This window comes from Mycobacterium sp. NGS39, from assembly GCF_059812765.1.
On sequence record NZ_JCALDH010000010.1, the window covers coordinates 1 to 13725 of the forward strand.

Below are 13725 nucleotides of genomic sequence, written 5' to 3' on the forward strand. Positions count from 1 at the left end.
CGCCGCGGTCCGCTTCTTCCCGAACCCGACCGGCAGCGTGATCGGCGGAAACCACAAATCACACTGAGCGATCTCCCCCGCCGCATACGCCGTGCGCGAGGCCGGATCCGGAGGCAGATATACCGGGCGCAGCTCGGCCACTCTTGCACTCAACGTCCGAATCGAATACGCCCAGCCGATCCGCTCGGCGATCACCGTCGCCGGTATCCGCGGATAGGCCTGCAACAGTTCACGAATCCGCGGCTCAACCTCATCAACAATCGAACCACGCTGCGGCCGTTGATACTTCGGCGGCTGATCAGATGCCAGCGCCGCCTTCACCGGTTTCCTGGATATCCCCAGCACCCGGGCGATCACCTTGATCGGCAATCCCTCCGCGCGATGCAATCGACGAATCTCTGCCCAATCCTCCACAGACAACATTCCCTTCTAGTCCTCCTGGCTCGGGTAAAGCCAGGCCACCGGACCAGGGGGTCAAAATTCGGTGCCGCGCCGGGGTCAGTTTTCAAGTGCCGCTGACACACGCTGTAGGCGCCGGCCGCTGGGTGAACTCGACCCCGTACCGGGCCAGCAGATCTGGCACCCCAACGGCCCCCGATTTTTCCGCTGCGTCCAAGACTTATGCGCTCACCTTCGGCCGCCACATCATGACTCAATACCAATCCGCCGGCGAATTTCCCCGACCGCTTCGCCGCCACAGTGCCGACGCCACGCCGTACTAACGTCTGTGGTCAGTACATCTAAGGGACGCGATAAATAGCGCGGTGGGCCAGGGGCCGGTTCTTGACATGACAGCAAGCGCGCCGGGGACGTCGAGTTGCTGCATGAACAGAGGGTGCGGATCACGAACGGGGCGCACGAGAACATCGATGACCACGAACCTCGTGTCACGGCTAGAGACCGAGGAAACGCGGATCCCATCGACGTGCGCGTTCCTCGAGCAGTTCGAGGTCCTCGGGGAAGCCGGCGATCATCTTGGCGAGTTCGAGCGGTGTGACATCCTCGCTACGCGGTTGGGGTCGGCGCCGTGATCGAGGAGTAGACGGATCATGGAACCGTCTGGGCAGTTCGTTCGGCGGCGATAAATCGCGCAGGAAAGCGGCGTGTTTCCCCAGACATCGAGCGGATCGACGTCGATCCCCTTGTGCAACAGCGCTGTTGCAAAATCGATACGGCCGTAGTCGGCGGCGACACGCAGCGGTGTCTTACCTTCAGGATCCGGCGCGTTGACGTAGTTGCCCGCCGCCAACTCGAAGGCGAAGGTGTCGACGTCGTTATGGAGAACGGCCTTGTGGATCGGTTTCATCGGATCGATTTTTGGCGACCTGCCGCTACGGGCCATCGAGAAGCACCTCCTATTTTTACTGACTCACAGTGACATACGTCGTCAACGGGATGGCGAGAAACCGCTGTGTGCACGGCGTCGCCCAGCGCGGCGAATTTGGCTCTAAGGAGGACGACAGAGCAGATGGCTCAGCGGAAATAGCTTGATCGCCACAATTGCGACTATCGTGATTTCGGCCACCACGTCGGCCTGACGTTGAGCACGAAGCCTGACAGCAAAGCGCCCGGGACTTGGAGTTGCTCGATGAGCCGAAGGTGCGGGTCACGGACCGAGCGTGCGAGGACTTCGATGACCCCACAACCTCGGAGTTCGCTGTGAGGGTGTAGCAATCCGCGGGCACCCTATTAGCGCGCGTGTTGTTCGAGCAGCTCAATCAGGTCCTCGGGGAAGCCGGCGATCATCTTGGCGAGTTCGAGTGGTGTGATATCCCCTTTTACACGGTTGGGGTCGGCGCCATGGTCCAGTAACAGCCGGATGATAGCCCCGGGTGGGACGGTCTTATCGTAGTTGTAGACAGCTATCGAAAGCGGCGTATTTCCCCATACATCGAGCGGATCGATGTCGACTCCCTTGTCCAGCAGCGCTTTTGCAAAATCAATACGGCCGTAGTCGGCGGCGATGTGTAGCGGTGTCTTTCGTTCCGGGCCCGGCGCGTTGATGTAGTTTCCGGCCGCCAGTTCGACGGCGAAGGTGTCAACGTCGTTGTTCAACACGGCCTTATGGATCGGTTTCATCGGATCGATCTTGGGCGGCCTGCCGCTACGGGCCATCGCGAAGCACCTCCGAATTTACTGTGTCAGTGATATACGTCGTCGACGGTAGCGAGGTTGGCGAGAAACGCCGTGTGCACGGCGTCGCCCAGCTCGGCGATGTCGTCGCGGAGCTGGCCGCGGCGGTCGGCCGCAACAACTAGCGTCTGGTAGATCAGCAGCCCGTCGAATGGCGCGCGCTCGCCGCGGATGTAGGTGCTGTACTGGGCCCAGACGCGCCGTCCGGCCGCGCTGAAATAGCCGCTACTGCGTGCAGCGGCAACACCTTTCGTCTCGGGCAGGCCGAGCCGGTAGTTGGTGACGCTGTCCGCTCCCAGGTCGCGCAAGGTGCAGTCGGTGTGCGTCATGATGGCCGTGATGGGCGGGGGCCCGCTGAAGCGGTAGACGGTGAGCGTCTCGCAGCCGTCCCAGCCGCCGTCCGGCCGCTGCCCGTAGACCGCGACCCGCGATGGCTGCCCGCTGCCGGCCCCCTCGATCCGCCCGGTCTGCCAGCCGCGTGGCAGCGGCAGGCTGCTCAACCAGTCCTGCAGCTCGTCGGAGGAAATCAAAGTCAAGTTATTCACCTGCTCATCAATGATTTCGACGAGTGACCTTGGCATGGTGGTGGGGGCGTGGCCGGGTTCGATCATTGGCATCACGCCAGACACAGTGCCCCGATGAGCAGCAACAGCGCCACACCACCGGCGGTGGCCGTGCCGGCCGCCGCCTCATCCGGTGTCGGTGGTGGCGGCAGGCCGATGTTGGGGGTCGGAAGCGAAAACCCGGACGACGACGGTGCCGGTGCCGGAGGAGGTGTTGGTGCGGTCGGCGCAGGGAGACCGCCGGTGTCCATCGGCAGCCAGTTCATAAACGGATCGGTTGGTGCCGGACTGGCGGTGTAGCCCGGCTGGATCGACGGCTGCAGGAACGGCGGAAGCGAATTGGCCGGATGTGGCGGCAGCGTGAGATCCGGTGGCGGCGAAATCATCGGCGCACTGGCCGCACCGGGCGACGGGGCGATCGAGGGCGCGGGCAACCGCGATGACACCGGTGATTGCGGGGCACCCACTGGCGCCGCCGTGCCCGGCACGGCCTCCGGCGTCGGCAACACGTTTCTCAGACGCTCAGGTGTCCACTCCGGATTAGGTGCATACGGTGAGCTGTCTTCATAGCGGTGGCTCAGGTTGTCCGCAGGGCTCGACACCTCGTACAAGCCGTGGCGGTTCATGAAATCGTTGAGTTCGCCTTGGGTCCAGCCCTCTTCAGCCGCCTGCCGCAAGACCCGCCAGTTCTCGTAGCCGTACTTGTGACCGAGATGGTAGAAGCCGCGTTCAGGCACCGTCATCGCATCCGGCGTACCCGCTGGAACGCGCTGGCCGGTCATCTTATCGACCCAGATCAGCTCACCGGCAGCGTCCCGGGCGGCCGGGATGATTCGGCGTTGCGGGGTTATCAGATCGCCGCTTGTGGTTCGTTTAGTGTCGGCGAAAGTACCCAGCCGCGTCGCCTTACGCACATATGACCGATGCAGGTTCATCATGTACATCGAGGCGAAGTCTTCGGCCTTGGCGTAGGCCTGGTCGGCGGTCAAACCTTCCGCCGATGCTTGCCTGAGCTCCTGATGCAGCCGCTCTGAGAGTTGTTGCGCCTCAGGGCCATTGAGGTCCTGGCCGTCGACCATCTCAGCGACCATGTCCCGAATCTGTTGGTCAGACAGCGAATTGCCCGACGGCGCTTCCGGGATGGGTGCTTGTCCGTCGGCCATCTGGATCGCGCTCGCCAGCTCAGCGTCCACCCGATTGGCATCGGCGATCAGCCCGTCGACGGCTGCCTGCAGCTCGATTTGGGCCATCGCGTTGAAGGGGTTTCGCGCATGGTAGCCCGGTCCGGGCACGACCTGGCCGGTCAGCGGATCGATCTCCAAGCGGGCATGGTGGGCAGCTTCTTTCAGCCGCTCCAGCTGGTCCTTGATGCGCTCAATATCAGCCGCGGCGATGTCCGCGGCTTTGGCGACAGCCAAGGCTTCGGTGCCGTGGGCGTCGAGGTCGACGCGGGTACGGCCAATAGCGTCGCGGGCAGCGTCAGCTGCGGTGCCGCCCCACGTCTGGAAGGCAGGCAGCTGATCGAGTCCTTCGGCGGCGTCAAGGGCGGTGTTGCCGCGGGCGGTGGCGGCGTGGAATACCTCGCGCACCGCCAGCGGATCCCAGCATTCAATATCGGCGATCGTCAGGGGCACGGCTTTAGAGCCTCGATACCGAAGACGGCGCAGGCCGGGCGGCCACTTCGGCGAGCGTCTGGGCATTGTGGGTCTCGGTGGCGCCGTAGGCCTGGGCGCTTTCGGTCAAGGCGGTTGCGTGATCGGACAGCCGCAGCGACAACACGGTTGTTGTTGCTTGCCAGCGGGCTGCCCTGGCTCTAATTGCGGCCAGCGACAACCCAGTCCAGCCCGCCATTGCCGCTTCAATACGCCCGTCGGCAGCTGTGTGGACCGCCTGCACTTCTTCGGCATGACCGGCGACACGCGCCCCGGATGCCTGTATGGCGGCGGGCTGAGCTCGAATTGTCTCGCACATCAATTCCCCCTTGAAGGCAAGATTGTGCCACTTGCGCAGGTTGCTGCTGCGCTAATCCGCACCGTGTCAGATCTGCTATGAACGACGATTCTGTCGATATCCCGGCAAGCCGGACGCAGACTGACGGCGCAACCTCGTGCCGTAATCATCGGCTCCACGCGTCACCGACGGGTATTCACGCAGTTTTCTCAGTGCGGGTCGAACAACGAATTAATGCGGCGCACCGGCTATCAGTCCAGCGCCGTGTCCACCACCCGCTGCGCGATGTCCACCAGCTTCGTGTTGCTGGTCTGCGACAGCTCCCTCAGCATGTCGAAGGCGCGCACCGCGTCGACCTTGTAGCGCTCCATGATGATGCCCTTGGCCTGGCCGATCAGATCGCGACTGGTCAGCGCTGACTCCAGCTGCTCGCCGCGCCGGCTGGCCAGGATCGCCGCGGCGGCGTGTGCGGCCAGCACCGAGCCGATCGCTTCGGCCTCAGCGTCGAACATGTTCGGCTCGAACGCGAACAGGTTCAGCGCGCCCGCGGTGTCGGTGCTCGTGTAAAGCTTGAACGACAGGCTGCTGCGGATGCCCATCTCCAGAACCGCCTGCGAGTACCGCGGCCACCGGTGTTCTTCCTTGAAGTCGTCGGTCCGCACGATCAGCTCGTCGATCGCAGCCTCCAGGCACGGCCCTTCGCCGAGTTCACCCTGCAGCCGGTCCAGTTCCTGCGGCAGCTGCGAGGTGCCGGCGTGGGATTCCACCTTGCCGCCCTTGGTGATGATCAGGACGCCGGCGGCGTCGACCCCCGGAATGGTTTCGATCGCCGTGGCCGTCACGCCGGACAGGACGTCTTCGACGCTGCTGGGCACTGCGACCCGGCGGGCCAGCTCGGCCATCTTCATGGCCAGCGTCCGCCCATCTTGCTCGATCATCTGCTGTCCTTCGTGCCTCGTTTCCACTTAATTTACGCGCCCGCTAATCAGCGCTCGCACACGATCAGTCCGCTGTGAAGTGGTTTCAAGACCTGTTACCGGCGGTACTTGGTAAGCCATACTCGTCGGTGTGGCAATGAACGGGGAGTCAATGGACATGTCGATACTTGCTGCGACCTCTGAGGGTGGCGGGGCTGCCCTCGACCAAGTCATCGGTCTGAGCGTCGGCGCGGCCGTCGTATTCGCAGTTCTGCTGTGGATCGGCTACATGCACCGTACGCGCAAAATCACCTGGCTTGCTCGGCTAGCCGACGCTTTCGGCCGTCGGTTCAAGCGCCCGCCATGGGTCGCGCTGCCGATCGCGTTGTTCATCTCGACCATCATCTGTGCACTGTTCGGCTTCATCTGGGACGTCAGCTGGCATATCGGCAACGGTCGCGACGCCGGGCCGCTGGCCAACCCTGCGCACTACTTCATCCTCTTTGGCCTGTTCTTGCTGTTTGTAGCAGGGATGCTGGCCGTGGTGCTGCCCTACGACAAACCCAGCCCGGCCGCCATCAAGATCACACGCAATTGGTACGCCCCCGTCGGCGGCGTGTTGATGGCCGGCTGCGGCATGTACGCGCTGCTCGGCTTCCCGCTCGACGACATCTGGCACCGCATCTTCGGCCAAGACGTAACGCTCTGGGGCCCAACCCATCTCATGATGATCGGCGGTGCGGGGTTCTCGACCATTGCCGCGTTGCTGCTCGAGTACGAGGGCCGGATGGCCACCCGCGACAATCCCCCCGAGGAGGGGTTGGGCCTCAAGGCCGTTCAGTACCTGGGCTTCGGCGGCATCGTCATCGGCATGTCGGTGTACCAGATCGAGTTCGACTTCGGCGTGCCGCAGTTCCGGCTGGTCTTCCAGCCGATGCTCATCGCCGCCGCCGCATCGCTGGGTCTGGTCGCTGCCCGAATGATGATGGGCCGCGGCGCCGCGATCCTGGCTGCGTTGTTCGCCATCGCACTGCGCGGTGCCGTCTCCTTGGTGGTCGGTCCCATCCTCGGCGCGCCGATCAACTGGTTCCCGCTGTACCTTGGACCCGCGATCGTCGTCGAACTGCTGGCACTTACACCGTTGCTCAAGCGCCCGCTGCTGTTCGGCGCCGTGAGCGGCCTGGGCATCGCGACCGTCGGCCTCTGGCTGGAATCGCTGTGGATCGGCGCGGTGTACCCGTATCCGTGGCCGACGAGCATGTGGCCGGAGGCGCTCGCCATGGCGGTCCCGGTGGCCATCTTGGTCGGTGTCTGCGGCGCGATGCTGGGCATGGTGTTCACTGGCCAGCGGCTGCCGGCGCGGCCCATCGGGATCGGGCTCGTCGCCGCCGCCGTCGTCGTCATCGGCGGAGCGACCGCCAACGGGCTGCAGTACCACGTCCCCGACCCGAACGTGCTCGCCACGATCAAGCTCACCGAGGCCAGCAACGTCGACGGCCACAAGATGATGGACGCGGACGTGCGGATCAGCCCACCCGACCTCGTCGGCGCCGACCCCGAGTGGGTGTCGCTGCTGTCGTGGCAGGGCAAGATGGAGAACGACCGCGGCATCGTCATCGATCGCCTGCAACGCCTTGGGCCGGGCCACTACCGCTCGAACCAGCCCGTTCCGATTTACGGGTCATGGAAGACGCTGCTGCGCATCCAGGACGGTAAGAAGATGGCGGGCGTGCCGATCTATCTGGCGGCGGACCCGGGCATCGGCAAACCGGTGGAAGGCATTTCGGCCAACCAGCTGAATTCGCCGACCATCGTCGGTGTGGCGAAGTTCCAGCCGGAGATCACCATTCTGCAGCGTGAACGGACACCCGACACCCCGACGTGGTTGTGGTTCGCCGGCTGCCTGGTGGTGCTGGCCTGCACGCTGACGCTGATCGCCGCACTCACCTGGGGTACCGGCCGGATCAACAACAGCGAATTCGAGACACCCGCGGACGTCGAGGACCGACCAAAAGCGCAGGCGTGACGGTGCAGCAGGTCCTCGCTCACCATGCGCTGATCCTGGCTGTCCCCGCGTTCGTGCCGGCGATCGCCGTCGTCGCGGTGATCGTCTGGGTTGCCGTGCGCGACAGGCGAACTCCTGAAAACACCTCGGAAAGGAACGAGAAGTCGGAATGACGCCACGAGTCGTCGCCGCCCTGATGACCACCCTCGCGCTCGTCACCGCGTGCGGGGGATCGAAGAGCAGTGAGCCGAGTTCGTCGGCGTTGCCACCGCCGTCACAACAGCCGGTCGCACCCAGCCTGGTCGTCGACGTCACGATCAGCAAGGGCACCGTCACGCCCACCAACGCTCAGCTCAAAGCCAAAGTGGGACAACCGATTCGGGTGCAGGTGAACAGTGATGCGGTTGACGAGCTGCACGTGCACTCCGTGCCCGACCACACGTTCCATGTGGACGCGAAGCCGAATCAGACGTTCCAGTTCAGCGTCGACGTCCCGGGTCAGGTCGAGGTGGAGCTGCACAAGCTGGACCGCACCATCGCCACCATCCAAGTTCAGCAGTGACGCCCGACCATCAGGCCGTGCTCGCACATGGGCTCGGCGGCTCTACCGACCTGCCCGTACCGCTCGGCTTCGCCTTGGTGGGTGCCGCCTGGGCGTTGACGTTCACGTTCGCAGTGGTGGCGTTCGCGTGGCGCAAGCCGCGGTTCGACCCGGCCAAACCCGGTCGGCCGCTTCCGGATTGGGTGACCCGCGTAGTCGATGCCCGGTTGACGCGTTGGGTGGCGGCGGGCGTGGTGTTCGTGTTCACGGTGTGGGTGGTGATCGGCGGGCTCTACGGTCCGCAGAACAACCGCAACGCGTTACCCGGAGTGTTCTACGTGCTGCTGTGGGTGGGAGTCGTCGCGGTGTCGCTGGTGTTTGGCCCGGTGTGGCGGGTGATCTCGCCGATGCGCACGGTGTATCGCACGGTGCAGCTCTTCGGTTTCCGCCATGCCCGCTATCCGGATCGGCTCGGCTACTTCCCGGCCGCGTTCGGGTTGTTCGCGTTCGTCTGGCTGGAGCTGGCCAGCCCCGATCCCGGCTCGCTGCACGGCATCAAGCTGTGGCTGCTGGTGTATGCCGTCGCGATGATCATCGGTGCGGAGATCTGGGGTGAGCGCTGGTTCGCCCGGGCCGATCCGTTCGAGGTGTACAGCGTCGTGGCATCGAGGCTTTCGCCGTTTCGCCGCAATCGCGACACGGGGCGCATCGTGGTGGGCAACCCGTTCGACCACCTGCCGTCGCTGCCTGTGCGTCCCGGTGTGGTCGTCGTGCTCTCGGTGCTGCTCGGGTCGACCGCGTTCGACAGCTTCTCCGCCACGCCGGCCTGGCGTAACTTCGTCGACGACCTGTCCGGTGGGTCCGCGCTGACGGCAACGTTGGTCAAGACGTGCGGACTGCTGGTGTTCGCAGCCGTTGTGGCGCTGACGTTTTCGGCGGCGGCGTGCGCAACCGGCGGCGTCGACCGCCGCCAGCGGCTGGCGTTGCCCGGCCAGATGGCCCACTCGCTGATCCCGATCGTCGTCGGCTACATCTTCGCCCACTACCTCAGCTACCTGGTGGAGCGCGGACAGGAGACGTTCGTGCGGCTCGGCGATCCGCTCGGACGCGGCTGGAATGTGTTGTGGCTCAGCCATGCTGAGGTGTCGTACATCTTGTCGTCGCATCCGGCGGTGTTGGCGACGATCAAGGTCGCATTCGTGGTGGCCGGGCACATCGCCGCGGTGATCGCCGCCCACGACAAAGCGCTGCGCATCCTGCCGCAAGGACACCAGCTGACCGGGCAGTTGGCGATGATGCTGGTGATGGTCGGCTACACGTTCACCGGCCTGTACCTGTTGTTCGGCGGATAGCGATGACTGACGCGCTGCTGTGGGTACTCGCCGGCCTCGCGGTCGCGGAGGCGGTGGGGCTTGCGGTACTGGCAGTGCTGCTGCTGCGGACCCGGCGCGAGGCCGACGAACTGAGGTCGCGCGTCGACACCCGCCAGCAGCTCATCACCGGCGGCCGCGAGGCGGTCAAGACCGTATGGCAGACGGCGAACCTGATCCGCGAGCGCGGGCTGGGCGCGGCGGTACGCAGTTCGATCGAGGAGCTCGCCGACTGGGCCGAGGTCGAGCGGCCTGACCTTGCGCGGCTAACGCACGGCGGCAACGTCGTGATTTTGTTCTCCGACATCGAGGAGTCGACGGCACTCAACGAAAGCATGGGTGACCGGGCGTGGGTCCGGTTGCTCGCCCGCCACGACAAGCTGGTGCGGCAGTGTGTGGACAAGCACTCCGGGCACGTCGTCAAAAGCCAAGGCGACGGTTTCATGGTCGCGTTCGCGCGACCCGACGAGGCGGTGAACTGCGCGCTGGCGATTCAGCAGGCGCTGCGCAAGCAGGCGAAGCGGTTGTCCGGCAAGGCTATTCGCGTGCGCATCGGCATCCACATGGGCAAGTCGGTGCGACGCGGTGACGACCTGTTCGGCCGCAACGTCGCGATGGCTGCGCGGGTCGCGGCCCAGGCCGACGGCGGGGAAGTGCTGATCAGCGAGCCGGTGTTCGAGGCGGTCAGCGACGAGGTGGAGGTCGGCGAACCGCGCGAAGTGGAGCTCAAGGGCTTCCGGGGCACGCATCTGCTCTATCCGGTGGAAATGGCGGCTTAGCAAGCGGTTTCGGGGCTCACCGGCGCGACGACAGCGCCGAGAACAACGCCCATATCGAAGACAGCGCCGCCGCGCCCGTCGCCGCCGCTGCGATGTAGAACCCGTAGCCGACGGTCACCGGCGGATGGATCTTCTGGTGGTAGTACACCGCCGTCATCACGCCGATCGACAGCGAAAGCACAAGGGCGGCAACGGCGGACATCCGCGCCGACAGTCCGCGCGCGGTCATCGCGCCGGCGACGACGAGCCCGGAGGCCAGCAGCATGATCAACTGTCCGGCGTCGAACTTCGCCGGCGGCGACAACGCACCCACGGTGCCGCCGATCGCGCTGGAATGCCCACCGCCGTTGACGTTCGTGGTCCGCCACGGAAGCCATCCGCTGACCGCGATCACCGCCGCGAACAGCACCACCAGCCAACCGGGACGCAGCCGGATCATGGTTGGCACCCTAGCGCGTCGACGCGGCACTACTGTGAACGTCCATGGCGGAAATTCCGGATTGGGCTCGACGGCTCAACATGTCGCCGCATCCCGAGGGCGGCTGGTTCGTCGAAACATGGCGCAGCGAGTTGACGATTGCCGAATCCGCGCTTCCGCCCGACTACGCCGGCCCGCGCAGTGCCGGCACCGCGATCCTGTTTCTGCTGATGCCCGGCCAGCAGTCGGCCTGGCACACCGTACGCAGCGCGGAATTGTGGATGTTCCATCGCGGCAGCCCGCTGCTGCTGGATGTGGGCCGTGTACAACCAACTGCCACAACGCATTTGCTCGGCTCTGACCTCGACGCGGGCGAAGAACCCCAAGTGCTGGTGCCGCCGGGATACTGGCAGCGGGCACGGCCCCGCGACGACCAGCCCAGCCTGGTCAGTTGCGTGGTGGTGCCGGGCTTCGACTACGCGGATTTCGCGTTGGCCGCGGAGTAGCCTTACCCAGAATGCGGGGACACACCATCGTCTGCGGCGACGACGCCTTGGCGATGCGAATCGTCGAGGAGCTCAACAGCGCCGGCACGTCGGTGGTCATGCTCGCCTCGCCCGCCGAGCTCGCCGAGGCCGGCATCGACCACGCGAACGCCATCATCTGCGTGGCACACAACGACGCGATCAATCTCGAGATCGCACTGCTGGCACGCGAAGCCAACCCGAATGTGCGCGTCGTGGCCCGCTTGGTCAATGCCGTACTGCGGGAGGCGGTCGCGGGCGGCAACGGCCCGGGGGCCATCCTCGACGTCGCCGACCTGGCCGCGTCGTCAGTGGTCGAAGCGTGCCTGTCGCGCACCACGCACGCGATCACGATCGCCGGCGTCGAGTTCGTCGTCTCCGGCACCGAGGCGCCGCGGAACGCCACGCTGCGCGAACTGTTCGGCGACCTCGCGCCCGTCGCAGTGATCAAAGGCGAGACCTCCCCGCAGGCCGGCGAGGTGGTGGCCTGCCCGGGCCGCGACCTCGAGGTGCAGGCCGGCGACTGGACGGCCATGTTGGGCACCGCCGAGGAGCTGGCCGCGCGCGGTATCCGGGCGGAGCCTCAGACAACCAACCACCGCTATCGACGCCGGTGGTGGGTGCGGATGGTCGACGGGCTGCGGATGCTGCGCGAGGACATCAACCCGCTGTTCTACCGGCTGCTTGCGGTCACGCTGGCGCTGCTGGTGGGCTCCACGATGATGCTGCGGTTCGCCTACCAGTACCCCGGCATGACGTGGGTGGACGCACTGTATTTCTCCACCGAGACCATCGCGACCGTCGGCTACGGCGATTTCAACTTCATCGAACAGCCGACCTGGCTGCGGCTGTGGGGCATCGTGATGATGTTCGCCGGCGTCACCACCGTCGCGATCCTGGTGGCGTTCATCGCGGATCTGCTGCTGTCGCGGCGGTTCGCGCAGTCGGCGGGCCGGCGGCGGGTGCGGCACCTGCGCCGCCACGTGATCGTCGTCGGCTTGGGGTCGTTCGGCATCCGCGTCGTCAGCGACCTGCGGGCGGCCGGCTACGAAGTCGCCGTTATCGAGAACAACGACGAGAACCGCTACCTGTCGGCGGCCGCGGCACTGGACGTCCCGGTGATCTTCGGCGACGCGACGCTGCGCCAGACGCTGGAGGCCGCGCGGGTTTCCGAAGCGCGTGCGGTCGCGGTGCTCACCCAGGACGACATGGTGAACATCGAGATCGGCATCGTGCTCAAGGAGATTCTGGGCTCGCGGTGGCGCCGGCGCGGTAATCGGCCGGGCGTGCCGGTGGTGCTGCGGGTCTACGACCGCGCGCTCGGTACCGCGGTGGCGCACCGGTTCGGGTTCGCGAACGTGCGCTCCACGGTCGAGCTGGCCACGCCGTGGTTCATCGGGGCGGCGCTGGGGCTTCAGGTCATCGGCACGTTCTCGGTCGGCCAGCGGTCGTTCATGGTGGGCGGGGTGCGGGTGGAACCTCGGAGCGAACTCGACGGTATCCGCATGATCGAGATGTCCACCCACACCCGCGTCATCGCCATCTGCCGAGAGGACGGCGAGTTCACGGTGCACCCGCGCCGCGACACCCGGCTCACCGCCGGCGACACCGCCTACCTGGTGGGGCCGTACCGCGAACTGCTCGACACCCTGCGCAAGGGCCAGTTCGGAATCAGCGCAGCGAAGACAGGTTGAACACCGCGCCGGTCGGGTCGGCAGCAGACGCCAGCCGCCCGTACGGGGTGTCCTCGGCCGCGCGCAGCACACTGCCGCCCAGCTCGGTGATCAGCTGCAGAGTCTTGTCGACGTCGTCGGCACCGAAGAACGTGACCCAGTGCGAGGGGACGCCGTCGGGCAGGATCGTAGCTCCGTCCATCATGCCGAGACCGTCCTGACCGTCGAAAACCGCTGTGTGATAACGGAATTCGTCGGTGTCGTGCTCGACGCGGGTCTGCCAGCCCAACACGGTGCGGTAGAAGTCGACGGCCTTGGTGAACTCGCGTGTGGTCAGCTGATGCCAGACCGGCCCGCCGGCCGCGCCGGTCAGCTCGAAGCCGCGATGGCCGGTGGGCTGCCACAGGCCGAACGCCGCGCCGGACGGGTCGATGCCCATCGCCATCCAGCCCTTCTCCGGGACTTCCATCGGCTGCACGCACACGGAACCGCCTGCGCTGCTTACGCTTTCGGCGGTCTTGTGGATGTCGGCGGTGTGGAAGTAGATGTTCCACGCGTCGGGCGCGTTCCATTCGGGCTGGTTCTGCATCAGCCCCGCGACGGGCTTGCCGTCCTTGGCTGCGTTGATGTAGCCGCCGTAGTCGGGGCCGGGCGATTCGAACGTCCAGCCGAAAACGGCGCCGTAGAACTCCTGGGCGCGATCGACATTCGACGACGAAAGGTCGATCCAGATCGGTGCGCCAAGCGGTGCGAGGGTCATGTGAGTCTCCTTTCAGCTCGCCGGTGTTGACTGCCGCTTGCGCAGAAACTCATCGCTCGTGCCCCGCGAGCGCGCACTGTTGCGCGTGGTTC

General features: G+C 65.7%; 15 protein-coding genes and 1 pseudogene. 7 read left to right on the forward strand and 9 right to left on the reverse strand.

The features are described 5' to 3' along the window. The 7 genes and pseudogenes from AC5Y39_RS14955 to AC5Y39_RS14985 form a co-directional block, all read right to left on the reverse strand. Window positions 1–423 (reverse strand): annotated as a pseudogene (locus tag AC5Y39_RS14955) (IS21 family transposase); the annotation flags it as partial. A gap of 547 nt (window positions 424–970) precedes the next feature. Further along, the gene (locus AC5Y39_RS14960) at window positions 971–1342 is read right to left on the reverse strand and encodes an ankyrin repeat domain-containing protein (protein WP_500019203.1); all 372 of its coding nucleotides are present in this window, start codon (window positions 1340–1342) and stop codon (window positions 971–973) included. A gap of 347 nt (window positions 1343–1689) precedes the next feature. Next, complete coding sequence (locus tag AC5Y39_RS14965) at window positions 1690–2115, reverse strand: ankyrin repeat domain-containing protein (protein ID WP_500019201.1); 426 nt, start codon at window positions 2113–2115, stop codon at window positions 1690–1692. A gap of 26 nt (window positions 2116–2141) precedes the next feature. Further along, window positions 2142–2744, reverse strand: coding sequence for a hypothetical protein (locus tag AC5Y39_RS14970; protein WP_500019199.1), 603 nt, complete (start codon window positions 2742–2744; stop codon window positions 2142–2144). Between the two features lie 5 nt (window positions 2745–2749). After that, on the reverse strand, window positions 2750–4330 hold the full coding sequence (locus tag AC5Y39_RS14975; protein WP_500019197.1) for an Rv0964c family protein: 1581 nt from the start codon (window positions 4328–4330) through the stop codon (window positions 2750–2752). A 4-nt stretch (window positions 4331–4334) separates the two neighbouring features. After that, on the reverse strand, window positions 4335–4667 hold the full coding sequence (locus AC5Y39_RS14980; RefSeq protein ID WP_500019195.1) for a WXG100 family type VII secretion target: 333 nt from the start codon (window positions 4665–4667) through the stop codon (window positions 4335–4337). A gap of 230 nt (window positions 4668–4897) precedes the next feature. Next, window positions 4898–5584 carry a GAF and ANTAR domain-containing protein gene (locus AC5Y39_RS14985; protein WP_500019193.1) on the reverse strand — a complete coding sequence of 229 codons (687 nt, stop codon included), beginning with the start codon at window positions 5582–5584 and terminating at the stop codon, window positions 4898–4900. Between the two features lie 136 nt (window positions 5585–5720). On the opposite strand from AC5Y39_RS14985, the gene AC5Y39_RS14990 reads away from it, so the two are divergent. Genes AC5Y39_RS14990 through AC5Y39_RS15010 form a run of 5 tightly spaced genes read left to right on the forward strand, consistent with a single transcriptional unit; the run spans window position 5721 to window position 10258 of the window. Beyond that, on the forward strand, window positions 5721–7589 hold the full coding sequence (locus AC5Y39_RS14990; RefSeq protein ID WP_500019190.1) for a hypothetical protein: 1869 nt from the start codon (window positions 5721–5723) through the stop codon (window positions 7587–7589). Further along, entirely contained in the window at window positions 7586–7741 is a 156-nt protein-coding gene (locus AC5Y39_RS14995) for a hypothetical protein (RefSeq protein ID WP_499906622.1), read from the forward strand. Before AC5Y39_RS14990 ends, AC5Y39_RS14995 begins: the two co-directional genes overlap by 4 nt. Next, window positions 7738–8130 carry a hypothetical protein gene (locus tag AC5Y39_RS15000; protein WP_500019188.1) on the forward strand — a complete coding sequence of 131 codons (393 nt, stop codon included), beginning with the start codon at window positions 7738–7740 and terminating at the stop codon, window positions 8128–8130. The genes AC5Y39_RS14995 and AC5Y39_RS15000 overlap by 4 nt, the downstream gene beginning before the upstream one ends. Beyond that, window positions 8127–9461, forward strand: a complete 1335-nt coding sequence (locus tag AC5Y39_RS15005; RefSeq protein WP_500019186.1) for a hypothetical protein — start codon at window positions 8127–8129, stop codon at window positions 9459–9461. Before AC5Y39_RS15000 ends, AC5Y39_RS15005 begins: the two co-directional genes overlap by 4 nt. Before the next feature lie 2 nt (window positions 9462–9463). Further along, window positions 9464–10258, forward strand: a complete 795-nt coding sequence (locus AC5Y39_RS15010) for an adenylate/guanylate cyclase domain-containing protein (protein WP_500019184.1) — start codon at window positions 9464–9466, stop codon at window positions 10256–10258. 16 nt (window positions 10259–10274) lie between these two features. On the opposite strand, the gene AC5Y39_RS15015 is transcribed toward AC5Y39_RS15010, so the two are convergent. Further along, window positions 10275–10697: a hypothetical protein gene (locus AC5Y39_RS15015; RefSeq protein ID WP_500019181.1), complete on the reverse strand. Its 423-nt coding sequence runs from the start codon at window positions 10695–10697 to the stop codon at window positions 10275–10277. 44 nt (window positions 10698–10741) lie between these two features. On the opposite strand from AC5Y39_RS15015, the gene AC5Y39_RS15020 reads away from it, so the two are divergent. Then, window positions 10742–11182 carry a cupin domain-containing protein gene (locus tag AC5Y39_RS15020; protein ID WP_500019179.1) on the forward strand — a complete coding sequence of 147 codons (441 nt, stop codon included), beginning with the start codon at window positions 10742–10744 and terminating at the stop codon, window positions 11180–11182. Window positions 11183–11193: 11 nt separating this feature from the next. After that, window positions 11194–12894, forward strand: a complete 1701-nt coding sequence (locus AC5Y39_RS15025) for an NAD-binding protein (protein ID WP_500019177.1) — start codon at window positions 11194–11196, stop codon at window positions 12892–12894. Here the strand turns inward: AC5Y39_RS15025 and AC5Y39_RS15030 are convergent. After that, the gene (locus tag AC5Y39_RS15030; protein ID WP_500019175.1) at window positions 12872–13633 is read right to left on the reverse strand and encodes a VOC family protein; all 762 of its coding nucleotides are present in this window, start codon (window positions 13631–13633) and stop codon (window positions 12872–12874) included. The two genes, AC5Y39_RS15025 and AC5Y39_RS15030, sit on opposite strands and share 23 nt — an antisense overlap. Between the last annotated feature and the right edge of the window lie 92 nt (window positions 13634–13725).